At 63.5% G+C, this 22,127-nt stretch carries 17 protein-coding genes, 2 tRNA genes and 4 pseudogenes; 10 read left to right on the top strand and 13 right to left on the bottom strand.

What is annotated here, in order from left to right; all coding sequences use genetic code 11:
- Positions 1-4: 4 nt before the first annotated feature.
- Together ACF8MI_RS19835 and ACF8MI_RS19840 are read right to left on the bottom strand one after the other, a co-directional pair.
- Positions 5-80: transfer RNA gene (locus ACF8MI_RS19835), tRNA-His, on the bottom strand.
- A gap of 40 nt (positions 81-120) precedes the next feature.
- A tRNA-Arg gene (locus ACF8MI_RS19840) sits at positions 121-197 on the bottom strand.
- Between the two features lie 270 nt (positions 198-467).
- On the opposite strand from ACF8MI_RS19840, the gene folD reads away from it, so the two are divergent.
- Positions 468-1,322: a bifunctional methylenetetrahydrofolate dehydrogenase/methenyltetrahydrofolate cyclohydrolase FolD gene (gene folD / locus ACF8MI_RS19845; RefSeq protein WP_060498383.1), complete on the top strand. Its 855-nt coding sequence runs from the start codon at positions 468-470 to the stop codon at positions 1,320-1,322.
- Between the two features lie 184 nt (positions 1,323-1,506).
- Here folD and ACF8MI_RS19850 read toward each other — a convergent pair whose 3' ends face one another.
- The 6 genes from ACF8MI_RS19850 to ACF8MI_RS19875 are packed head-to-tail and all read right to left on the bottom strand — an operon-like array spanning position 1,507 to position 7,426.
- The gene (locus ACF8MI_RS19850) at positions 1,507-3,246 is read right to left on the bottom strand and encodes an ABC transporter substrate-binding protein (protein WP_060498384.1); all 1,740 of its coding nucleotides are present in this window, start codon (positions 3,244-3,246) and stop codon (positions 1,507-1,509) included.
- A gap of 39 nt (positions 3,247-3,285) precedes the next feature.
- The gene (locus ACF8MI_RS19855) at positions 3,286-3,558 is read right to left on the bottom strand and encodes a DUF2160 domain-containing protein (protein WP_060498385.1); all 273 of its coding nucleotides are present in this window, start codon (positions 3,556-3,558) and stop codon (positions 3,286-3,288) included.
- A 12-nt stretch (positions 3,559-3,570) separates the two neighbouring features.
- The gene (locus ACF8MI_RS19860) at positions 3,571-4,371 is read right to left on the bottom strand and encodes a carbohydrate ABC transporter permease (protein WP_392517730.1); all 801 of its coding nucleotides are present in this window, start codon (positions 4,369-4,371) and stop codon (positions 3,571-3,573) included.
- A 3-nt stretch (positions 4,372-4,374) separates the two neighbouring features.
- On the bottom strand, positions 4,375-5,238 hold the full coding sequence (locus ACF8MI_RS19865) for a carbohydrate ABC transporter permease (RefSeq protein WP_016714776.1): 864 nt from the start codon (positions 5,236-5,238) through the stop codon (positions 4,375-4,377).
- A complete protein-coding gene (locus ACF8MI_RS19870; protein WP_060498386.1) occupies positions 5,235-6,332 on the bottom strand; it encodes an ABC transporter ATP-binding protein in 1,098 nt (365 codons plus the stop codon). Before ACF8MI_RS19870 ends, ACF8MI_RS19865 begins: the two co-directional genes overlap by 4 nt.
- Positions 6,332-7,426 (bottom strand): ABC transporter ATP-binding protein, encoded by a 1,095-nt coding sequence (locus tag ACF8MI_RS19875; protein WP_200929246.1) that lies wholly within the window; start codon positions 7,424-7,426, stop codon positions 6,332-6,334. Before ACF8MI_RS19875 ends, ACF8MI_RS19870 begins: the two co-directional genes overlap by 1 nt.
- A gap of 223 nt (positions 7,427-7,649) precedes the next feature.
- Between ACF8MI_RS19875 and ACF8MI_RS19880 the strand changes: the two genes are divergently transcribed.
- Complete coding sequence (locus tag ACF8MI_RS19880) at positions 7,650-9,398, top strand: sigma-54-dependent Fis family transcriptional regulator (protein ID WP_200929245.1); 1,749 nt, start codon at positions 7,650-7,652, stop codon at positions 9,396-9,398.
- Positions 9,399-9,420: 22 nt separating this feature from the next.
- On the opposite strand, the gene ACF8MI_RS19885 is transcribed toward ACF8MI_RS19880, so the two are convergent.
- The 3 genes and pseudogenes from ACF8MI_RS19885 to ACF8MI_RS19895 form a co-directional block, all read right to left on the bottom strand.
- Positions 9,421-11,109 (bottom strand): bifunctional diguanylate cyclase/phosphodiesterase, encoded by a 1,689-nt coding sequence (locus ACF8MI_RS19885; protein WP_200929244.1) that lies wholly within the window; start codon positions 11,107-11,109, stop codon positions 9,421-9,423.
- A 13-nt stretch (positions 11,110-11,122) separates the two neighbouring features.
- Positions 11,123-11,617, bottom strand: a pseudogene (locus ACF8MI_RS19890) (methyl-accepting chemotaxis protein); the annotation flags it as partial.
- Positions 11,618-12,406: 789 nt separating this feature from the next.
- Positions 12,407-12,811: pseudogene (locus tag ACF8MI_RS19895) on the bottom strand (PAS domain-containing protein); the annotation flags it as partial.
- A 143-nt stretch (positions 12,812-12,954) separates the two neighbouring features.
- On the opposite strand from ACF8MI_RS19895, the gene ACF8MI_RS19900 reads away from it, so the two are divergent.
- The 5 genes from ACF8MI_RS19900 (at position 12,955) to ACF8MI_RS19920 (ending at position 17,526) form a co-directional block, all read left to right on the top strand.
- Complete coding sequence (locus ACF8MI_RS19900; protein ID WP_028699651.1) at positions 12,955-13,269, top strand: helix-turn-helix domain-containing protein; 315 nt, start codon at positions 12,955-12,957, stop codon at positions 13,267-13,269.
- A gap of 228 nt (positions 13,270-13,497) precedes the next feature.
- A complete protein-coding gene (locus ACF8MI_RS19905; protein WP_016714783.1) occupies positions 13,498-14,811 on the top strand; it encodes a C4-dicarboxylate transporter DctA in 1,314 nt (437 codons plus the stop codon).
- Between the two features lie 44 nt (positions 14,812-14,855).
- On the top strand, positions 14,856-15,560 hold the full coding sequence (locus ACF8MI_RS19910; RefSeq protein ID WP_104835180.1) for a FadR/GntR family transcriptional regulator: 705 nt from the start codon (positions 14,856-14,858) through the stop codon (positions 15,558-15,560).
- A gap of 16 nt (positions 15,561-15,576) precedes the next feature.
- On the top strand, positions 15,577-16,245 hold the full coding sequence (locus ACF8MI_RS19915) for a GntR family transcriptional regulator (protein WP_060498392.1): 669 nt from the start codon (positions 15,577-15,579) through the stop codon (positions 16,243-16,245).
- 219 nt (positions 16,246-16,464) lie between these two features.
- Complete coding sequence (locus ACF8MI_RS19920) at positions 16,465-17,526, top strand: hypothetical protein (RefSeq protein WP_200929243.1); 1,062 nt, start codon at positions 16,465-16,467, stop codon at positions 17,524-17,526.
- Positions 17,527-17,545: 19 nt separating this feature from the next.
- Here ACF8MI_RS19920 and ACF8MI_RS19925 read toward each other — a convergent pair whose 3' ends face one another.
- The gene (locus ACF8MI_RS19925) at positions 17,546-17,974 is read right to left on the bottom strand and encodes a PACE efflux transporter (RefSeq protein WP_060498394.1); all 429 of its coding nucleotides are present in this window, start codon (positions 17,972-17,974) and stop codon (positions 17,546-17,548) included.
- Positions 17,975-18,076: 102 nt separating this feature from the next.
- Here ACF8MI_RS19925 and ACF8MI_RS19930 point away from each other — a divergent pair, with 102 nt between their 5' ends.
- The 3 genes and pseudogenes from ACF8MI_RS19930 to mcpA (ACF8MI_RS19940) all read left to right on the top strand — a co-directional run.
- Positions 18,077-18,955, top strand: coding sequence for a LysR family transcriptional regulator (locus tag ACF8MI_RS19930; RefSeq protein WP_060498395.1), 879 nt, complete (start codon positions 18,077-18,079; stop codon positions 18,953-18,955).
- A 142-nt stretch (positions 18,956-19,097) separates the two neighbouring features.
- A pseudogene (gene mcpA, locus ACF8MI_RS19935) lies at positions 19,098-20,129 on the top strand (methyl-accepting chemotaxis protein McpA); the annotation flags it as partial.
- Between the two features lie 258 nt (positions 20,130-20,387).
- Positions 20,388-20,984, top strand: a pseudogene (gene mcpA, locus ACF8MI_RS19940) (methyl-accepting chemotaxis protein McpA); the annotation flags it as partial.
- A gap of 33 nt (positions 20,985-21,017) precedes the next feature.
- Here mcpA (ACF8MI_RS19940) and ACF8MI_RS19945 read toward each other — a convergent pair.
- The gene (locus ACF8MI_RS19945) at positions 21,018-22,082 is read right to left on the bottom strand and encodes a hypothetical protein (protein WP_060498397.1); all 1,065 of its coding nucleotides are present in this window, start codon (positions 22,080-22,082) and stop codon (positions 21,018-21,020) included.
- Between the last annotated feature and the right edge of the window lie 45 nt (positions 22,083-22,127).

A 22,127-nucleotide genomic window follows, 5' to 3' on the forward strand; every position in this document is an offset into this window, starting at 1 on the left:
AATATGGGGTGGACGATGGGAATCGAACCCACGACAACTGGAATCACAATCCAGCGCTCTACCAACTGAGCTACGCCCACCATATTGCATTACAGCTACTTGCGTGCCAAAGCTGCCTAATGGCGCACCCGGCAGGACTCGAACCTGCGACCATCCGCTTAGAAGGCGGATGCTCTATCCAGCTGAGCTACGGGCGCTTAAGCTTGAAGCCTAACCGAACGAGACCTTAACAGATAACTGCTAAACCACTCATTCTGCCCGACTTAGCCAACCAGTGCTAGGCTGTGCCCGACAAGTGCGGCGAATCTTATAGTCGACCCTGTAACTCGTCAACACCTTTTTAAAAAAAATTTAAATTATTTAAGGGGTTAGGGGATTTGCCCGACCACCCGCCTTTGCCCGTGGGCCGTGTCGTGCGAGAATGCGCGCTCTTTATTGTTTCCTTCTCGATGGTTAATCACGCGTCTATGACTGCACACCTAATCGATGGCAAGGCGATCGCCGCCAACCTGCGCAAGCAGATCGCTCAACGTGTCGTGGAGCGTCGCCAGCAAGGCCTGCGTACGCCGGGCCTGGCAGTGATCCTGGTCGGCACCGACCCCGCCTCCCAAGTCTATGTCTCGCACAAGCGCAAGGACTGCGAAGAGGTCGGCTTCATTTCGCAGGCGTTCGACCTGCCCAGCGAAACCTCGCAGCAGGCCCTGACCGAGCTGATCGACCGCCTCAATGACGACCCGGCTGTCGACGGCATCCTGCTGCAGTTGCCGCTGCCGGCGCACCTGGACGCCTCGCTGCTGCTCGAGCGCATTCGCCCGGACAAGGATGTGGACGGTTTCCACCCATACAACATCGGCCGCCTGGCCCAGCGCATCCCGCTGCTGCGCCCGTGCACGCCGAAAGGCATCATGACCCTGCTGGAAAGCACCGGTCAGGACCTGTACGGCATGAACGCAGTGATCGTCGGCGCGTCCAACATCGTGGGTCGCCCGATGGCCATGGAACTGCTGCTGGCCGGCTGCACCGTCACCGTCTGCCACCGCTTCACCAAGGACCTGGCTGGCCATGTCGGGCGCGCCGACCTGGTGGTCGTGGCTGCCGGCAAGCCGGGCCTGGTCAAGGGTGAGTGGGTCAAGGAAGGCGCTATCGTCATCGACGTGGGTATCAACCGCCAGGAAGACGGCAAGCTGGTCGGCGACGTGGTCTACGAGACCGCCCTGCCACGTGCCGGCTGGATCACGCCGGTGCCGGGTGGCGTCGGGCCGATGACCCGTGCCTGCCTGCTGGAAAACACGCTGTATGCGGCGGAAGAGCTGCACAAGTAAGTCGGCGTGAAATGAAAACGGCACCTCTGGCAGGTGCCGTTTTTTTTGCCTGTGGTTCATGCATTGGCCTTGCTGGCCTCTTCGCGGGCTTGCCCGCCCCCACAGGAACCCCACTCCCCTTGAGAGCGATGCAGTACCTGTGTGCGGGCGAGCCCGCGAAGAAGCCAACGTGGTACTCAGCCAATTACTTCCTGGCCGCCTCCCACGACTTCAACAGCTCGTTGTAGCTGACTGTCTCGCCCTTGGGCTTCTCGTTGGCCAACTTCGGTTTCGGTGCACCGGGCTGGTCGAACCAGTACTGGGCATCCTTCTCCGGGTTCAGCTTGGGCGCACAGGTGGCCTGGGCATTGGACCGCTGCAAACGTTCCATCATGCGGTCCTGGTCCCGCGCCAGGCCATCCAGCGCTTCCTGCGGGGTCTTCTCGCCACTGGCCACTTCGGCAATGTGGCTCCACCACAGCTGCGCTAAGCGCGGATAATCCGGCACGTTGGTGCCAGTGGGCGTCCACTGCACCCGTGCCGGGCTGCGGTAGAACTCGACCAGCCCACCGAGCTTGGGCGCGAGGTCGGTCATGGCCTGGGAGTTGATGTCCGACTCACGAATCGGCGTCAGGCCGACGATGGTCTTCTTCAGCGACACCGTCTTGGAGGTGACGAACTGGGCATACAGCCACGCTGCCAGGCGTTGCTTCTCGGGGGTGGACTTGAAGAACGTCCACGAACCCGTGTCCTGATAGCCCAGCTTCATCCCCTCCTCCCAATAAGGCCCCTTCGGCGAGGGCGCCATGCGCCACTTCGGTGTGCCATCGGCATTCACCACCGGCAATCCGGGCTTGGTCATGTCGGCGGTAAACGCGGTGTACCAGAAGATCTGCTGGGCGATGTTGCCCTGCGCCGGCACCGGCCCCGCCTCGGAGAAGGTCATGCCCTGCGCTTCCTTGGGCGCATAGGCACGCATCCAGTCCACGTACTTCTGGGTGGCATATACAGCGGCCGGGCCGTTGGTGTCGCCGCCACGGGTGACACTGGAGCCCACCGGGTGGCAGTCCTCCACGCGAATGCCCCATTCATCCACCGGCAGGCCGTTGGGCAGCCCTTTGTCGCCACCGCCGGCCATGGAGAACCAGGCATCCGTGAAGCGCCAGCCCAGCGACGGGTCTTTCTTGCCGTAGTCCATATGGCCATAGACGCGCTTGCCGTCGATTTCCTTGACGTCTTCGGTAAAGAACTTGGCAATGTCTTCATAGGCCGACCAGTTCACCGGCACACCCAGCTCGTAGCCGTACTTTTCCTTGAATTTGGTTTTAAGCTCCGGCCGCTCGAACCAGTCGGCGCGGAACCAGTACAGGTTGGCGAACTGCTGGTCGGGCAACTGGTAGACCTTGCCATCCGGTGCAGTGGTGAAGGAAATGCCGATAAAGTCCTTCAGGTCGAGGGTCGGCGAGGTGTAGTCCTTGCCTTCGTTGGCCATCAGGTCGGTGATCGATTCCACCTTGCCGTAGCGAAAGTGCGTACCGATCAGGTCGGAGTCGTTGACCCAGCCGTCGTAGATGTTCTTGTCCGACTGCATCTGTGTCTGCAGTTTCTCCACCACGTCGCCTTCCTGGAGCAGGTCGTGGGTCAGCTGGATGCCGGTGATTTCGCTGAAGGCCTTGGCCAGCACCTTGGACTCGTATTCATGGGTGGTGATGGTTTCCGACACCACGTTGATCTTCATGCCACGGAACGGCTCTGCGGCCTTGATGAACCACTTCATCTCGGCCATCTGCTGTTCCGGGGTCAGCGTCGAAGGCTTGAACTCGCTGCCAAGCCACTTCTTCGCTGCATCCTCGTATTGGTCAGCCCAGGCTGTGCCATGCACGCTGGTCAGCACCAGCAACGCGGCCAGGGTCAAATGTCGCGTCTTGTGCTTGTTATCGAACATTGTGATCTCCCGTTTCTGTTATTCCACAGGGCCGCTCGCTCAGCCCCAGCGCAGCACCACCACCAGCCACGCCAGCGACAGCAGCGAGGCCACCCACAACGGCCACTCGCTGACGCCAACCACCAGCAAATGCAGGTAGGCGCTGGCCAGCAGGCCGATGAACAAGCGGTCACCCCGGCTGGTGACCAGCGGCAAGAAGCCCCGCCGCGCCACGCAAGGGCGGCGCAGCTCAAGCAGGGTCATGCCCAGCAGCAGCACGCCAACGGCGGCGAAGAACAGCGCCGTCGGCAAGGTCCAGGCCATCCATTCCATGCGTTGCCCTCCTCACACCCGGCCCAGGGCAAAGCCCTTGGCCACATGGTTGCGCACGAACCAGATCACCAGCATGCCCGGCAAAATGGTCAGCACCCCCGCCGCCGCCAGCACCCCCCAGTCGATACCCGAGGCCGACACGGTGCGGGTCATCACGGCAGCAATCGGCTTGGCATTCACCGAGGTCAGGGTGCGCGCCAGCAGCAGCTCGACCCAGGAAAACATGAAGCAGAAAAACGCCGTCACGCCGATACCGGAGCCAATCAGCGGAATGAAGATCTTCATGAAGAAGCGCGGAAAGCTGTAGCCGTCGATGTAGGCCGTTTCGTCGATTTCCTTTGGCACGCCCGACATGAAACCCTCCAGGATCCACACTGCCAACGGCACGTTGAACAGGCAATGGGCCAGGGCAACAGCAATATGGGTGTCGAACAGGCCGATCGACGAGTACAACTGGAAGAACGGCAGCAGGAACACCGCCGGGGGCGCCATGCGGTTGTTCAGCAGCCAGAAGAACAGGTGCCGGTCGCCTAGGAAGCGGTAGCGCGAGAAGGCATAGGCCGCCGGCAGCGCCACCAGCAACGAAATCAGCGTGTTCAGGCACACGTAGTACAGCGAGTTGATGTAACCGCTGTACCAGCTGGCATCGGTGAAAATCACCCGGTAGTTGTCGAGGGTGAATGCCTGCGGCCACAGGGTCAGGCCGCCCAGGATTTCGGTGTTGCTCTTGAACGACATGTTCAGCAGCCAGTAGATCGGCACCAGCAGGAAAAAGAAATAAAGCAGCAAGGCCAGCGTTTTGCGCGTGCTCATGGGCTAGTCCTTGTCGGCATGGGTCATGGCTGTGTAGAACAGCCACGACACCAGCAGGATGATCAGGAAGTACACCAGCGAGAACGCCGCCGCCGGGCCCAGGTCGAACTGCCCCACGGCCATGCGCGTGAGGGTCTGGCTGAGGAAAGTGGTGGCGTTACCCGGCCCGCCACCGGTCAGCACGAACGGCTCTGTGTAGATCATGAAGCTGTCCATGAAGCGCAGCATCACCGCGATGAGCAGCACGTTCTTCAGCTTGGGCAGCTGGATATGGCGGAACACCGCCCAGCCCGAAGCACGGTCGATACGCGCGGCCTGGTAGTACACGTCAGGGATGGCGCGCAGGCCCGAATAGCACAGCAGTGCCACCAGTGACGTCCAATGCCATACGTCCATCACCAGCACCGTAAGCCAGGCGTCGAACGGGTCGCCGGCGTAATTGTAGCTGACCCCGAGCTTGGCCAGGGTAGCGCCAAGCAGGCCGATGTCGGCACGGCCGAAGATCTGCCAGATGGTGCCCACCACGTTCCACGGGATCAGCAGCGGGATGGCCATGACGATCAGGCACACCGACGCCATGCGCCCCTTGGTCGGCATGGTCAGGGCAATGCCGATGCCCAGCGGGATCTCGATCAGCAGCACGCAGGCGGAATAAATGAACTGGCGCAGCAGCGCGTCATGCAACGCCGGGTCGCGCAGCACCTGGCGGTACCAGTCGGCACCGACGAAGTAGCGGTTGGACTGGTCGAAAATATCCTGCACCGAGTAGTTGACCACGGTCATCATCGGTACCACCGCGCTGAACGCCACCAGCAGGAACACCGGCAGCACCAGCCACCAGGCCTTGTTGTTCGGCACTTTGTTCATGGCCCGGCCTCCAGCAGCACATCGTCGACGTACAGCATCAACCACTGCGCCGGGAAGCTGACCCAGGCCTGATCCACAGGCAACGGGCGGTCCTCGCCCAGGCGCACCTTCAGCGCGACACCGCCTGCTTCGATGGTGACGATGCGGTAGGTGCCCAGGTCTTCGATATCCAGGACGCGTGCGGGGATGGCGTCATCGAACGGGCTGTCCCACAGCTGCACGAATTCTGGCCGGATGCCCACTTGCAAGCGCCCGCCTGTCGTTGCCGCCAGCCGTTCGCGCAGGCCATCGGGCAAAGCCAGGTGGACATCACCAAACGCCACCCCATCGGCTTCGGCGCGCACCTCGATCAGGTTCATGCCCGGGCTGCCGATGAAGTAGCCGACAAAGGTATGCCGAGGCCGCTCGAACAGCTCACGCGGGGTGCCGAACTGAACGATGCGGCCACCGTGCATCACTGCGATCTTGTCAGCGAAGGTCGATGCCTCCAGCTGGTCGTGGGTGACGTAGATCATGGTGATATTGAACTGCTCGTGAATCTGCTTCAGCTTGCGCCGCAGCTTCCACTTCAGGTGCGGGTCGATCACCGTCAGCGGCTCGTCGAACAGGATCGCCGACACGTCATCGCGCACCAGGCCGCGGCCCATGGAGACTTTCTGCTTTTCGTCCGCGCTGAGGTTGCGCGCCTTCCTGCGCAACACGGCAGACAGATCGAGCACCTCGGCAATTTCTTCCACCCGGGCACGCACCCGGGCTTCATCCAGCCCCTGGTTGCGCAAGGGGAAGGCCAGGTTGTCGAACACCGTCATGGTGTCGTACACCACCGGGAACTGGAACACCTGGGCAATGTTGCGCGCTTGCGGTGACAGCTGGTTGACCGGTTTGCCGTCGAACAGCACCTCGCCATGGGACGGCGTCAGCAGCCCGGAAATGATGTTGAGCAAAGTCGACTTGCCGCAGCCCGACGGCCCAAGCAACGCGTAGGCGCCGCCCTGCTCCCATACATGCTCCAGCGCGTGCAGGGCATAGTCCGCCTCGCTGGCGGGCTGGCGACTGTAACTGTGCGCCAGTTGGCGCAGGCGGATTTCAGCCATCACCCTCTCCTTGCCTGGCGCAGCCCCGGGGCCTGCACCAAGGCCCCGGCGCTGTCGAAGACGAACAGCTTGTGGGTGGGGATGAACACGCGGATCGGCGTGTCCACCTGGTATTCGTGCACCCCGGGCAGGTGCAGGATCATGCGCCAATGCTCGTTGCGCACATGCAGAAAGGTTTCGGAACCGCTGATCTCGGCCAGCTCCACCAGCACCGCCAGTTCCAGGTCATCGTCGTGGGCCGGCACCAGGGTGATATGGCTGGGGCGCACGCCAAAGCGGTAGTCGCCTTCGGCAAGCGCCTGCAAGTCGGCATTGCGGGCAAAATGCACGGCCTGGGCCAGGCTCACCTCGTTGCCACTGATACGGCCAGGCACCAGGTTGATCGGCGGCTCGGAGAACAGCTCGGCCGCCAGCACACTGCCCGGGCGCTGATACACCTCGGCGGAGGGACCGCTTTGCACGATACGGCCCTCATGCACAAGGGTGGTGGTGCCGCCCAGCGCCAGCGCCTCGTTGGGCTCGGTGGTGGCGTAAACAGCAATCCAGTGGCGCACCGCGAACAGCTCGCGAAGCTCCTGGCGCAGGCCTTCGCGCAACTTGTAGTCGAGGTTGACCAACGGCTCGTCAAAGAGGATCAGCGAGGCATCCTTGACCAACGCCCGGGCCATCGCCGTGCGTTGCTGCTGGCCGCCGGACAGCTCCAGCGGCAGGCGCTGCAGGTAGGTTTCGATGCGCAACATCTCGGCGGTTTCCTGCACACGCCTGCGGATGTCCGCCTCGGCCATGCGCGCCTGGCGCAGTGGCGAGGCGATGTTTTCGTACACGCTCAAGGTCGGGTAATTGATGAACTGCTGGTACACCATCGACACGTTGCGCTGGCGCACCGGCACACCCGTCACGTCCTGGCCATCCATCAGCACCCGGCCCCGGTCCGGGCAATCGAGCCCGGCCATCAGGCGCATCAGGCTGGTCTTGCCAGCCAGGGTGCGGCCCAGCAGCACGTTGAACGAACCAGGTTCGAAACGCAGCGAGGCCTCGACGATCCACGGTTGGTTGTCGACGCTGCGGCTGACCTGCTCCAGCACCAGGGACATGGCATGGCCTTCTTGTCGTTGTTGTCTGCCAGGCACAGCCAGTTCCGTGCCAGTTGCTCCCCGATGCTCTGGCTCGGGGCCTGGGCGGCATGCCACGCAAATCGGAGGTTCACAAGTGAACACAATCACTGAACAACTGAACACCTGCCGGTTTGACAATGAACACCCGTGAACAACACTGAACAGCGGTCCGCCCATAACAACAACCACACAGGACAGGCCCATGGCCGCATCCGCTTCGACCCACGCCCAGCTCATCCAGGCATCCTGGGCCCGCTGCCGCGATCACGGTTTGCAACCGCAGCACGCACCGGACTTCGACTGCCTGACCCGCGCCGAACTCAGCGAACTGCTGGAAAAACGCCAGGCCCTGCTGCGCCTGACCCGCGAGGAAGTGCTGCCGCAATATGCACACCTGCTGGGCAACGCCAGCTACCTGGTGATGCTGGCCGATGCCAGCGGCTGCCTGCTCGACAGCTGGGGTTCGCGGCGTTTCATCGAGCCGCGCCAGCAGCATGGCTTCAGCGCCGGCGCCCACTGGCACGAGCGCGGCGTTGGCACCAATGCCTTGGGCACCGCGCTGATTTGTGCCCAGGCCATTCACGTCGGCCAGGACGAGCACTTCCTGCGCCAGAACCGCTACATGTCCAGCGCCGCCGCCCCCCTGTTCGACGCTGCACGGCAACTGGTCGGGGTGTTCGACGTGGCCAGCGACGGCTATCTGCCGACCAGCCAGACACTGGGCCTGGTCCGCATGATGGGCCAGAGCCTGGAAAACCGCCTGATCCTCGCCGCGCATGCCGACCAGCATGCACAACTGATCTTCAACAGCGCCTCCGACAACCTCGACAGCCCTTGGGCCGGCCTGCTGGTGTTCGATGAGCATGGGCAGGTGCTGGCCGCCAACCACCGGGCCGACAGCCTGCTCGGCGGCAACCCGCTGCAGCAGAACATCGAGCAGCTGTTCCAGTTGCCCCTGCAGCAGTTGCTCAGCCATCCCCGACAACAGCCCTTCGCCCTCCAGGCCACCGGGCGCAACCGCTTTCATTGTCAGTGGCAACCGCCACGCGAAACGCCCCGCCGCCCTGAACCTGACAACGGCGAGCCGCGCCTGGAAAAAGCGCGAGTGCAGGCCGGCCTGCTGCTGGAAAAGGACATTCCAGTGTTGGTGCAGGGTGAAACCGGTGTGGGCAAGGAAGTGTTCGTGGAAACCCTGCACCGTGCCAGCAGCCGCGCCGACAAGCCCTTGGTCGCCGTAAACTGCGCGGCAATCCCGGCCGAACTGGTGGAGTCGGAGCTGTTCGGCTACGACAAAGGCGCGTTCACCGGTGCCCACCACAAAGGCAACCCGGGGCTGATCCGCAAGGCCGACCACGGCATCCTGTTTCTCGACGAAATCGGCGACATGCCGCTGCCTACCCAGGCCCGCCTGCTGCGCGTGTTGCAATCGCGCAGCATCCAGCCGCTGGGCAGCGGCGAACCGGTGGCGGTGGATATCCGCGTGGTGTCGGCAAGCAACCGCGACCTGGCCGAAGAGGTGCGTGCCGGGCGCTTTCGTCAGGATTTGTACTACCGCATTGCCGGGCTGACAGTGGTGCTGCCGCCGCTGCGCGAGCGTGCAGACCGGCGGCAGTTGATCGACCAGGTGCATGCCCGCTACCGCGAGCCTGGGCAACCGGCGCGGCTGCCCCCGGCCATTATCGAGTTGCTCGATCAGCACCCCTGGCCTGGCAATTTGCGCGAACTGGTCAGTGTGCTGCAGGTGGCACTGGCCTTGGCGGGCAACGGGCCAGTCGGCGTCGAGCACCTGCCTGCAGGGTTTCTGGCCGAGTTGCAAGTGCCTGTGCGGGTGGCGACCGATGCGGTAGACCTGCAGACGCTGGTTGAACACGCCAATGGCAACCTGTCAGCAGTGGCGCGCGGCCTGGGGATCAGCCGGACCACCCTCTACAAGCGGCTGCGTGAGCGATGAATCTATTGACCTGCACGGCCACTCACGGATTACGCCACTGCACCGGTTGCCGGTAAGCCTGTGCCCAGACTTGCACTTCACCGGCCGGCATCGGCCGGGCAATGCAGTACCCCTGCGCCAGCTCGCAGCCCAGCCCCATCAGCACCCGGCCGTGCTCGACGCTCTCCAGCCCCTCGGCGATCACCTCCCGGCCAAAGGCCCGGGCCAGGCCGATCACCGCCGCTGTCAGCGCCAGGTCGTCCTGATCATGGAGGATGTCACGCACGAACGACTGATCGATCTTGATCGTCTGGGTCGGCAAGCGTTTCAGGTAACTCAACGACGAATAGCCGGTGCCGAAATCGTCCAGCGAGAAGCGCACGCCCAGTGCGCGGCAGGCGTCCAGACAACGGCTGACGTGCTGCAGGTTGTCGATGGCCACGGATTCGACAATTTCCAGGTCCAGCCTGGCCGGGTCCACCGCCGGGTACGCTGCCAGCAGCTGCTGCAGGCGCTCGGCAAAGTCACTGCGCTGCAAATGCCGCGCGGCGATGTTCACACTCAGTGACCAGGGCTGCCCTTGCTGCTGCCAGGCCTGCAACTGGGTCAAGGCCTGATCGAGCACCCACTCGCCGATCTCAACGATCAGGTCGGTCTGCTCTACCCAAGGCAGGAAATCGCCGGGCGGCACCACGCCACGGCCTGGCCGCTGCCAGCGCAGCAAGCCCTCGAAGCCCAGCACCTGGCCGCTGCGCAGGTTGACCTTGGGCTGGTAGTAAAGGCAAAGCTCTTGGTTGTTAAGGGCCCGTCGCACCCGCGCCACTGTCTGGTGAGTGGCCTTGAGCTCCTGCTCCTGCGACACGTCGAACACGTGATACCGGTTGCGCCCGCGCTGCTTGGCCACATACATGGCCTGGTCGGCATGACGCACCAGGGTATCGGCATCTTCGTCATCCAGCGGGTACAGGGTCACGCCGATACTGGCGCTGAGCGACAGCGTGTGCCCCCGAACCACACAGGGCACCGCCAATGCCCGCAAAACCCGCCGCAGGGCTGTATGCAGCTTTCGCTCATCATCGACGTCGCGCAGGATCAGCACGAACTCGTCGCCCGACAACCGGGCCACGGCGTCACCCCCGCGCAGGATGCGCTTCAGGCGCTGGGCCACTTCCACCAGCAGCAGGTCGCCCACCGCGTGCCCGTAACCGTCGTTGACCGCCTTGAAGCCATCCAGGTCGAGCATGCACACCGCCAGCGGGATGTCTTCACGCCGCGAGTAGGCCAGGGCCTGATTCAATAGGTCGGACAGGTAGGCGCGATTGGGCAGGCCCGTGAGCACATCGTGCCCCACCCGCCATTGCAAGGTGTGCAGCAGTTGGCGCTTCTCGGTGACGTCAAAGCGGATCGACACGTACTTGCGCACCAGGCCGGTCAGCGGGTCGACCAAGGGCACCATGGTGCTGTCGACCCAGTACAGCGAACCGTCCTTGGACCGGTTGCAGATCTCGCCCTTCCACACCCGCCCGGCGGCCAGGGCCCGCCACATGCCAACGAAGAACGCCGGCTCGTGCAGGCCGGAGTTGAGGATGCGGTGGTTGGCACCCAGCAGCTCCTCGCGGCTATAGCCCGAGATGCTGCAGAACTGCTGGTTGACGTAGGTGATGTTCCCACGCAGGTCGGTTTCCGAAAAGATCGCGGCCGCGTCCACGGCCGCGCGATAGATATCATCCATAAAGCATCCTGCCTTAGCGGTTGAAGCGCTCCACCAGGGCGCGCAATCCGGCGCACACCTGTTCCAGTTCGGCGCCGCGCGAGGCGGCGACGTTGGCGCTGTGGGCGCTGTGCTGGGCAATACCGGCTACGCCGTTGATCTGCCGCGAAACGTCTTCGGCCACTGCCGACTGCTGCTGCGAAGCGGTCGCCATCTGCTGGCTCATGTCACTGATGCGCTGCACCGCATCGCGAATGCCATGCAGCGCCTGTCGCGCTTCCTGCACCTGGGCAACACCCAGCTCGGCACCTTCGATGCCCTGGCTGGCGATCGCCACGGCTTCTTCGGCGCCACTGCGCAGCGCATCGATGATGGCCTGGATATGCAGGGTCGACTGGCGGGTCTTGTCGGCCAGCGCCCGCACTTCATCGGCAACCACGGCAAAGCCGCGCCCTTGCTCGCCCGCACGCGCTGCCTCGATGGCTGCGTTGAGGGCGAGCAGGTTGGTTTGCTCGGCAATGCCGCGGATCATTCCGGCAGCCTCCGCGATGGCACCGGTCTGACCGGCCAGCTGGCTGACCGCCTGGTTGATCTGCGTCACGGTGCTGGCCAAGGTACGAATGGCTGCACCGCTGGCATCTGCCACCTGGCTGCCCTGCTCGGCCAGCAGGTGCGCGGTGTGTGCCTCGGCGGCGGTCAACTGGACATGGTTGGCCACTTCACCGATGGAGGCGGCCATCTGGTTCATCGCCGTGGCGCTCAGGTCGGTTTCGGCGCGTTGCTCCAGCAGCGCGGCCTCGGTGCCGCGCGACAGCTGCCCGGCATCGTGGGCGGCCACGGCCATTTGCCCGGCCAGGTCGCTTAACCGCGTCAATGCGGTTTTCAGGCGTGCCTCTTCGCTGATCAGCATCAGTTGCAGTTGCCCGGCGGCACCCGGCAAGTCGCTGTAGGTCAAGGCTGCAACCGGGTCGGCGAAGGCACCGTCGGCGCCTTGCACAACCTGCTGCAACTGCCGGCCAAGGGCATCGCGTGCCCACAGGCCGTAGGCCAGGAACAGCCCCAGGGTCAGCCCCTGCCCCACCAGGCCAGGCCACAACTGGTTGACACCCAGTGCCAGCAGCCCGCCCGCCAGTGGCAAGGCCAGCGCCTGCGCCAGCAAGCTCAGCCGACGCGGCACCGACAATGCCGCCTGGCCATTACGCAGCCGCGCATACAGGGCTTCGGCACGGGCCACCTGCTCACGCGTGGGGCACACCCGAACCGACTCGTAGCCGACCACACGCCCGCCTTCGAGGATCGGCGTGACGTAAGCGTTGACCCAGTAGTAGTCGCCGTTACGGCAACGGTTCTTGACGATGCCCATCCAGCTCTTGCCAGCTTTCAGGTAGCGCCACATCAACGCGTACACCGCCGGCGGCATGTCCGGGTGGCGCACCAGGTTGTGCGGGCTACCGATCAGCTCGGCCTCGCTGTAGCCGCTGATAGCGGCGAATTCGGGGTTGCAGTAGGTGATCAGGCTGGCGGTATCGGTAGCAGAAATCAGCCGCTGATCAGGGGGAAAACGTTGCTCGACCGGGGTAACCGGCAAGTTGAGACGCACGATGAGACTCCATTCACTGACGTGCCGGTACCCAGCCCATCGACAGCCACCGGAACCGATCCGTAGCGATCCGCTCCAAATGGCACATGTGCTTCCCGCCGTTGGGGCACGAGGCCGAACCACACAGGGAAGTTGACGATGACTGACCGGTCAAGCACTGAATTCTACGAAATTCATCACATAAATAAAACAAAGGTGATCAATCATGGCGTTGCGCCATGCTGATAGATATCGTTAAGTTCTTGATTCTAAATGGGAATTAAGTGATGACGAGATCAGCTTTGGGTACCGCCCTGCGCCGCTACCGCAAGCTGGCGGGCCTGACCCAGGCACAACTGGCCGAACGGACCGGCTTCGATCCCAAGACCATCAGCCGCTTCGAAACCAGTACCTATACCCCCAGCATCGATGCACTCATGGCGTTTGCTCAGGTGCTGGGCGTCAAACCCAAGGACTTCTTCGCCGAGCCGGACGACGAAGAGGAGCAGCGCGCCTACCTGTTCGGCGTCATTCACAACGCCCCGCCCAAGGATCTTGGCAAGCTGATTGCAGCAGTGGAGCAGGCACTGGCCAAGCCCTGAACTGATTCGCGCCTACCCACTTCACGGCATGCACTGAAGTAGAGCCTGGCAGGCCAGATTGCCCCATAACTGGTCAGACCGGTAAGGCCGAAAACCCTTGCAAAGTCGGATTTTTCGCGCTTTTATGGCCTCGCGCTGAACAAACCGGTAAGACCACAATAATTAAGTCCTGCGCTCTTTCGCCCCGTGCGGCTACCGAAGCAAGGACACCGATCAGAGATCAATTCCATGCTCAAATGGTGCTCGCGTTCGATCTTCCTGCAAGTCGTGCTCGGCCTTGCCCTCGGCATCGCCTGCGGTCTCAGCTTTCCCGACCTTTCCCTGCAACTCAAACCCCTTGGCGACGGCTTCATCAAGCTGATCAAGATGCTCATCGGCCTGATCGTATTTTGCGTGGTGGTCAGCGGTATCTCCGGCGCGGGCGACCTGAAAAAGGTCGGGCGCATCGGCCTGAAGTCAGTGATCTACTTCGAAGTGCTGACCACCCTGGCGCTGGTGATCGGCCTGGTGTTCGCCTTCAGCAGTGGCATTGGTAGCGGTGCCAACATTCACCTGGACCAGCTGTCCACCGCCGATGCCAACGGCCTGGCCGAGCGCGGCCAGCACATTCACGGCGCCACGGCGTTCTTCATGGACCTGATCCCCACCTCGGTGATCGGTGCCTTCGCTGACAACAACATTCTTCAGGTGCTGTTGTTCTCGGTCCTGTTCGGCAGTGCGCTGAACCTGGTGGGTGACTCGGCCGCCGGCATTTCGCGGCTGATCAACGAGCTGAGCCATGTGATCTTCCGCATCATGGGCATGATCGTGCGCCTGGCGCCGATCGGCGTGTTCGGCGCCATCGCCTTCACCACCAGCAAATACGGCCTGGAATCGCTGCAGCACCTGGGCGGGCTGGTCGCACTGTTCTACCTGACCTGTGCCGGCTTCGTGCTGATCGTGCTGGGGACGGTCATGCGCCTGTCGGGCCTGAAGCTGTTGCCGCTCATCAAGTACCTGCGTGAAGAGCTGACCATCGTGCTGGGCACCGCCTCTTCCGACGCCGTGCTGCCGCAGATCATGCGCAAGCTGGAGCACCTGGGCATTGGCAGCTCCACCGTCGGCCTGGTGATCCCGACGGGTTACTCGTTCAACCTCGACGGCTTCTCCATCTACCTGACCCTGGCCATCGTGTTCATCGCCAACGCCACCGGCACGCCGCTGGAAATGACCGACCTGCTGACCATTCTGCTGGTGTCCCTGGTGACTTCCAAGGGCGCTCACGGCATCCCAGGCTCGGCGCTGGTCATCCTGGCCGCCACCTTGACCGCCGTACCCGCGATTCCGGTGGTTGGCCTGGTGCTGGTGCTGGCAGTGGACTGGTTCATGGGCATCGGCCGGGCATTGACCAACCTGATTGGCAACTGCGTGGCCACCGTGGCCATCGCCCGCTGGGAAAAGGACATTGACCTGGAGCGCGCGCAGAACGTGCTCGACGGCAAACCCGGCTTTGCCCCCACGCCGCGCAAACAGCCCAACACGCACCATCAACAGGAATTCTGAACCAGAGCGGCCGGCGATCATGCCGGCCCTTGCAGGAGCGAACCGTGATCAGCTCATCGACCGTCGTCAACTCAGTGGTGGAAAAACTGCGCCAGGCCTTGGCCCGGGGCCAATGGCGCAGCGGCGACATGTTGCCGGGCCAGCGCGAGCTGGCCGAACAACTGGGCATCAGCCGCCCTAGCCTGCGCGAAGCGGTGACCGTGCTGGAGACCCTGGGCCTGGTCCGCTCGTTGCCAGGCAAGGGCGTACTGGTACTGGACGCCGATGCCACCCTCGAGGAACCCGGCATCGACACCAGCGCTGCGGCCAGCCTGGCCGACGTACTGGAACTGCGCTACACCCTTGAGCCCTTCATCGTTGGCCTGGTGGCGCAATCGGCCAACAGCCAGGACATCGGCCAGTTACGCCTGACCCTGATGGACATGCGCGAAGCGCTGGAGGCCGATGACAGCGAAGCCGGCGTGAAGGCCTACATCGCCTTCCATGAAGCGCTGTTCGCGCTCACCACCAACCCGATCTTCCAGAGCGTTGTGCAGCAGACCGGCAATGCCCTGAAACAGAGCGCCGACATGCTGCGCAACTCGCCCGAGCACCTGGCGGCTCGGCTGAAGGAGAACGAAGCAGTGGTACGTGCCATACGTGAACGCAACAGCGCCCAGGCCAGTGCCCAGATGCGCCAGCACATCCTCGCCGAAGGCCAGCGCATGGGCATTTCGCTGAACATCCCGGACGAACACCCGCATCCATGACCCCAGGAGAGCGACCATGAACGCCGCCCCTCACCTGCCCGCCCTGCTTGCGGCCGGCGAAACCCGCCTGTCGGCCGAGCAGATCTACCCCCGGCTGTTCGACGCCATTCTCGAACAGCGCCTGCCTCCGGGCGCGCTGCTGCCCGAGCAGGCGCTGGGCCATGCCTTTGGTGTCAGTCGCACCGTGATTCGTCGTGTGCTTGGGCGGCTGTCCGACCAGCAGGTGGTGGTGCAGCGCCCCAGCCACACCGCGCACCTGGCCGCGCCCGACCCGGATCAGGCACGTCAGGTGCTCAGTGCCCGGCGCCTGGCCGAAACCACGCTGATTACCCTGGCCACCCAGCGCGCCCGTCCGGCGCAGGTGCGCCAGCTGCGGCAACTGGTAGAGCGCGAGCGCCAGCACCACGAAAGCGGTGAACGCTGCGCGGCGATCCGCCTGGGCGGTGAGTTTCACCTGAAACTGGCGCAGGTGGCGGCCAATGCGCCGCTGGCACGGTTCCTCAATGGGCTGGTGCCGATGACCTCGCTGATCATCGCCCGCTACGAATCACCGTGCTGCGACCACTGTGCATGGGAAGAGCATGCGGCCATCATTGATGCCGTGGAGCAAGGCGATGCCGAGGCCGCGCTGGATTTGATGCACAAGCACCTGGACCGCCTGGAAGAAAAGCTCGACCTGGAATGAATCAGCGTTCCGCTGTGGGAGCGGGCTTGCCCGCGAAGAAGCTGACGCGGTCGATGGCACGGGCTTCGCCCGTGTTCGCGGGCAAGCCCGCTCCCACAGAGACTGCGTCCCGACAGAAACTTATGTCTGTGCTGAGCGAGCGATGGCCAGCGCAGCAGCCCCAACAACCCCACCCTATACTACGAGAACCACCCCAGCCTCTATCAGGGAGGCGGTTGCGTGAGTGCTCGAGTCCTTCTGTTGCTGTGCCTGCTGTTGGCCCTGACCGGCTGCGCGAGCAAGCGCCCGCCTGCCCCGCCACCGCCCGCAGCGCTCACGCCCGCCGCCTGGCAACGCATCGACCAGGAACTGATCGACGCTTCGGTCGGCGCCGCCGGCTCGGCCAACGACTATGCCCGGCGCTCCATGCGGGTATGGAAGGAGCAGGTACAACAGCGCACCGAAAGCGACTTCATCCCTTGGTTCACCGGTTACTGGACCCAGCAGTGGCTCACCCTCAAAGTGGCCTGGTACAAGCTCGACAGCGGTGAAGGCCGTGAACCTGCGCAAAAGCGCCTGGCCCTGTACCTGCAGGAGCAATACCACGAGCGGGTGATCGAACCGGTGGCCGAGCAGATCAACCCCGAGGGCATCCGCGACCGCGCCTGCGAGCTGTACCTGCAGCTGCTCGGCCAGCAGCTACCCGCCATCATCAGCCGCTACAACGCGCCGCCCGAGCAGGTCAGCCAGCGCCTCAACCGCATCCCCGCCATCCACCTGGGGCCGCCGGATGCGCGTAATGCCAGCCTGTATCAACTGCTTCGGGCCAAGTCGCTGGACCAGCAACCGGCCTGGCAAGCCATGCGCCAGCACTTGCATGAGCAGGCCAGCAAAGGCCCCGGAAGAACCGATGTCGGGCTGAACTCGGTGGCCACCCAGGCCAGCGAAAAGCTCGGCGCTACCCTGGCCCCGCGCGGCATCGCCAGTGCCGTGGCGTCGGCGGTGGGCAAGGTGGCGGGGGCGATGATTTCGATTGCGGCGGCCGGCTACGGCATGATGACCCATGACCGCGATCACCCGCAGATGGTCGAACAGTTGCGGGTGATCCTCAACGTGGCGCTGAACCAGGAATGGCAGGAGTTGATGGAAAACCGCCAGAGCGGGGCCATGGCGGGGGTGTACTACCTGTCGGGGCAGGTTGAGGACAGCTTGCTGGCCAGTGTGCCGCGGCCCGTCGAGCAACCGGTAGAACAGCAAGTGAAGCAGCAGCAAGCACCTTTGATCATTCGCCTGCCGCCTTAGGGGCGGCACAGGAGAAACATCAGGCAGCGGCCATCGCGGAACTTGGCAGCCCGAACACCCGATCAAACGCCCAGTTGTAGGCAAAGGTGTAGCAAGGCACCAGCACGATGAACGCCATGTCCACCAGCAACGCCTCCACCAGTGTCATGTCGAGCCACCAGGCAATCAGCGGAATCAGGTACACCACCAGCGTCAGCTGAAAGCCGATGGCATGCGCCACCCGCCGCGCCACACTGCGCCCACGCTTGGCCTGGCGCCTCTCCCATCCTTCGAACAAGGTGTTGTAAACCAGGTTCCAGAACATGGCGATGGTGGTGATCATCACCGCCAGCGGCCCAGTATGCGACGCCTGGGTGTCCGACAGGTAAGCCAGCCCGAGGGTCGACATGCACAACCCGATCAGTTCATAAAAAGTTACGTAGACCAGCTTGCGTTTCAATCCCTGCACTCGGGGTTACCTCCAATGACAAAAACGATGGGGCGCGATCATGCTTCACCATGCTTGACAGCAAAAGTTAGCAGCTGTCAGATCTACTGACAGGAGGCTGCCATGAACTTTTCCAGCGACAACATCCAGCTTTTTCTAGCCGTGCTCGACTGCGGTTCGTTTTCTGCTGCCGCACGCGCCCTCAAGCGCGTGCCTTCAGCCGTGAGCATGGCTATCGGCAACCTTGAAGCGGAACTGGGCTACAGCTTGTTCGAACGTGGTTCGCGTGAGGTTCGCCCAACTGCCCAAGCCCTGGCCCTGGAACCACACGCCAGACTGATTGGCGAACAATTGGGTTTGCTGCAGGTACACGCACTGGAGCTGTCAAAAGGGTTGGAAAGCAGCCTGACCCTGGCCGTGGTACCAGACATCGACCACCGGCCACTGCTGGCGGCCATCGCACGCCTTGGCGAACGCCATCCGCTGCTGGATATCGCCCTGCTCAGCGCCCCGCAGGAAGAAGCCCTGAACCTGCTGGACAGTGGCCGCGCCGACCTCTGCGTGGCTTTTGCAGGCCTGCAGGTCGACGCCCGCCGAGGCTTCCAGCACATCGGCATGGAGTCGCTGGTGGCCACCCTGTCGCCGGCCCACCCGGCCTTGCGCGAGGGGCGCATCCATTACCTCGAAGACCTGACCCAGGTGCGTCAGATTCTGGTGCGCAGCCGCGACCTGCCAATGGCCGACCCGCGCCCGCTGATCGGCGCAGCGCACTGGTCAACCGACAGCTTCGACCTGGCGTTGCAAATGGTGGAAGCAGGCCTGGGCTGGGGCGACCTGCCGTTGTCGCGGGTTGCGCCGCTGCTCGCCAGCGGACGCCTGGTGCGCCTGGGTTTTCGCAATACACGCAACGAGTTGCAGTTGCCGGTACACATCTTGTGGCGCAAGCAACAACCGCTGCAGCAAGCCGCACGGCTGTTGATCCAGCAGTTGAGTAACCGTTGATTACCGTCTGTCGAAACGGCCATAAGAATTTCCTGTAAGTACTTCAATCTTTTAGCCCTTTAGCCGATATCCCGGTCGACAGGCCCCGCAGTGCGTCATGAGCGCGCTGCGCCCTCCCCTCATTGGCTCAAGGTCTCGAAACATGAACCTGAAATTTCGCCACAAGATCCTGCTCAGCGCCTGCGGCGTCGTGGTCCTGGCATTTGCCCTGTTCACGCTCTACAACGACTACCTGCAACGCAACACCATCCGCCAGAACATCGAAGCGTCGGTGCAGCAATCCGGTGCACTGACCGCCAGCAGCGTGCAGAACTGGATGAGCGGGCGCATCCTGGTGCTGGAAAACCTGGCCCAGGACATCGGCCAGCAAGGTGCCGGCGAGACCCTGACCGGGCTGATCGAGCAGCCGTCCTACACGCGTAATTTCCTGTTCACTTACCTGGGCCAGGCCAACGGTGCGTTCACCCAGCGCCCGGACGCCCAGATGCCTGCCGGTTACGACCCGCGCCAGCGCCCTTGGTATGGCGCCGCCGCCAGCGCCGGGCAGACCGTGCTGACCGCCCCCTACCAAGGCGCGGTCGGCGGCCTGATGGTCACCATCGCCACCCCGGTGAAGAGCAAAAGCAACGGCGAGCTGATCGGTGTGGTCGGCGGTGACGTGACCCTCGACACCCTGGTCGAGATCATCAACTCGGTCGACTTCGGCGGCATCGGCCACGCCTTCCTGGCAGACGCCAATGGCCAGGTGATTGTCAGCCCCGACAAAGAGCAGGTGATGAAGAACCTCAAAGACATCTACCCTGGCAGCAACCTGCGGATTGCCGCCGGCCTGCAGGATGTCACCCTCAACGGCCAGGACCGCATCATTTCCTTCGCCCCGGTAGCCGGCCTGCCGTCGGCGCAGTGGTACATCGGCCTGTCGATCGACAAGGACAAGGCTTACGCCGCACTCAGCCAGTTCCGTACCTCGGCTATCATCGCCATGCTGATTGCCGTGGCTGCCATCGCCGGCCTGCTCGGCCTGCTGATCCCGGTGCTGATGAGCCCGCTGACCGCCATGGGCCGAGCCATGCGCGACATCGCCGAGGGTGAAGGCGACCTTACCCGCCGCCTGACCGTGCAGAACAAGGACGAGTTCGGCGAACTGGCCACCTCGTTCAACCGCTTCGTCGAGCGCATCCATGCCTCGATCAGCGAAGTGTCCTCGGCCACCCGCCTGGTGCACGACCTGTCGGAAAAGGTGGTCAGCGCATCCAACGCGTCGATCACCGGCTCGGAAGAACAAAGCATGCGCACCAACAGTGTCGCGGCAGCCATCAACGAGCTGGGCGCCGCCACCCAGGAAATCGCCCGCAACGCCGCCGATGCTTCGCAGCATGCCAGCGGCGCCAGCGAGCAGGCACACGGCGGCCGTGAAGTGGTGGAAGAGGCGATCAGTGCCATGACCGCCTTGTCACAGCGCATCAGCGAGTCGTGCGCGCAGATCGAAACGCTCAACGCCAGCACCGACGAAATCGGCAAGATTCTCGACGTGATCAAGGGTATTTCGCAGCAGACCAACCTGCTGGCACTGAACGCCGCGATCGAGGCGGCCCGTGCCGGTGAAGCCGGCCGTGGCTTTGCCGTGGTGGCCGACGAAGTGCGCAACCTGGCACACCGTACCCAGGAGTCGGCGGAAGAGATCCACCGCATGATCACCAGCCTGCAGGTAGGCTCGCGCGAAGCGGTGCAAACCATGAACACCAGCCAGGTGTCCAGCGAGCAGACCGTGCAGGTAGCCAACCAGGCCGGTGAACGCCTGGCCAGCGTGACCCAGCGCATTGGCGAAATCGATGGCATGAACCAGTCTGTGGCGACCGCGACCGAAGAGCAGACCGCCGTGGTCGAGAGCCTCAACCTGGACATCACCCAGATCAACGCCCTGAACCAGCAGGGCGTGGAAAACCTGAACGAAACCCTGCGTCATTGCGACCAGCTGGCCCAGCAGGCCGGGCGCTTGAAGCAGCTGGTGGGCAGCTTCAGAATCTGATGGGCCCGAAGAGGGGCGCTCTGCGCCCCATTTTTATGCCACAGCCGCTTTCGTGGCCCTGCCCCGCCGCACCCAGGCCAGCAACACCGCCGCCATCAGCACGAAACCCAGGTAGCCAAACAACGGGTACACCTCCCCCACCAGACTGATGAACCCCACCAGGCTGCAGCCAAACGCCACCACCCCGGTTATCACCGAACCCCAGCGGAACGTTGCCGTGCCCGCCGGCAGCAGCCGCGAAAGGAACGAAAACATCGTACCCACCGCCGTGTTGACGATCATGCCGAAGATGATCAGGCACATTACCACCCCCAGCAGCGGTGACACTTCGTTGGCAATCGACAGCATCGGCATGGGCAAGTCGGCCACGCTGTCCAGGCGCGACAATAGCCCGGCACTCATCACCAGCATCAGGCCGCCCAGCGCCGCCCCACCCAGCAGGCCACCCCACACTGCGGTTTTCTCGACCTTGGCCGAACCACCCAGAATGGCCAGGATCGGCGCACCGGCAACGATGTTGTACGACACATACAGGAACGCGCCCAACAGCCAGTGCCGGGTACCGGCCTGCTGCTGGCTGGCCAGTTGGTCGAGCGCGGCGAAGCTCTGTGCACGGGTAAACACGGCGTACAGTGCAATCGCCGAAGCCACCAGGATCAACAGCGGTGTGATGGCACCGATGGCCAGGATCACCTTGCGCACGTCCAGGCACACAATCGCCACCACCACCAGCGTCACCAGCACACTGCCGGTCAGTGCCGGAATGCCGAACTGCTGCTCCAGCAACGCGCCACCACCGGCCAGCATGACCACCGTGACGGCGAACATGAAAAAGGTGATCAGCCAGTCGACGAACAGGCCCAGGTGGCGGCCGCAGATGGCCTGTATCACGTCCTTGTGCGAGGTGGCCTGCTGGCGGTTGCCCAACCCGGCCAGGGCCATGCCAAGGAAGGTAAACAGGGCTGCACTGACCAGTGCCCCCACCAACCCCCACACACCAAAATCGACAAAGAACAACAACAGTTCCCGCCCCGAAGCGAAGCCCGCCCCCACGATCACGCCGACAAATGCGCCGGCAATCTTCAGCTGCTCTTGCATGTGAACCTCTGGATTTATTGTTGTTGTCCTGCTGCCACCGCATCG

The organism is Pseudomonas sp. yb_9, from assembly GCF_043103635.1.
GTDB lineage: Bacteria > Pseudomonadota > Gammaproteobacteria > Pseudomonadales > Pseudomonadaceae > Aquipseudomonas > Aquipseudomonas monteilii.

Coding starts and splice junctions, on each gene's coding strand:
- folD (WP_060498383.1), top strand. CDS start 468: ATGACTGCACACCTAATCGATGGCAAGGCGATCGCCGCCAACCTGCGC.
- ACF8MI_RS19850 (WP_060498384.1), bottom strand. CDS start 3,246: ATGTTCGATAACAAGCACAAGACGCGACATTTGACCCTGGCCGCGTTG.
- ACF8MI_RS19855 (WP_060498385.1), bottom strand. CDS start 3,558: ATGGAATGGATGGCCTGGACCTTGCCGACGGCGCTGTTCTTCGCCGCC.
- ACF8MI_RS19860 (WP_392517730.1), bottom strand. CDS start 4,371: ATGAGCACGCGCAAAACGCTGGCCTTGCTGCTTTATTTCTTTTTCCTG.
- ACF8MI_RS19865 (WP_016714776.1), bottom strand. CDS start 5,238: ATGAACAAAGTGCCGAACAACAAGGCCTGGTGGCTGGTGCTGCCGGTG.
- ACF8MI_RS19870 (WP_060498386.1), bottom strand. CDS start 6,332: ATGGCTGAAATCCGCCTGCGCCAACTGGCGCACAGTTACAGTCGCCAG.
- ACF8MI_RS19875 (WP_200929246.1), bottom strand. CDS start 7,426: ATGTCCCTGGTGCTGGAGCAGGTCAGCCGCAGCGTCGACAACCAACCG.
- ACF8MI_RS19880 (WP_200929245.1), top strand. CDS start 7,650: ATGGCCGCATCCGCTTCGACCCACGCCCAGCTCATCCAGGCATCCTGG.
- ACF8MI_RS19885 (WP_200929244.1), bottom strand. CDS start 11,109: ATGGATGATATCTATCGCGCGGCCGTGGACGCGGCCGCGATCTTTTCG.
- ACF8MI_RS19900 (WP_028699651.1), top strand. CDS start 12,955: ATGACGAGATCAGCTTTGGGTACCGCCCTGCGCCGCTACCGCAAGCTG.
- ACF8MI_RS19905 (WP_016714783.1), top strand. CDS start 13,498: ATGCTCAAATGGTGCTCGCGTTCGATCTTCCTGCAAGTCGTGCTCGGC.
- ACF8MI_RS19915 (WP_060498392.1), top strand. CDS start 15,577: ATGAACGCCGCCCCTCACCTGCCCGCCCTGCTTGCGGCCGGCGAAACC.
- ACF8MI_RS19930 (WP_060498395.1), top strand. CDS start 18,077: ATGAACTTTTCCAGCGACAACATCCAGCTTTTTCTAGCCGTGCTCGAC.
- ACF8MI_RS19945 (WP_060498397.1), bottom strand. CDS start 22,082: ATGCAAGAGCAGCTGAAGATTGCCGGCGCATTTGTCGGCGTGATCGTG.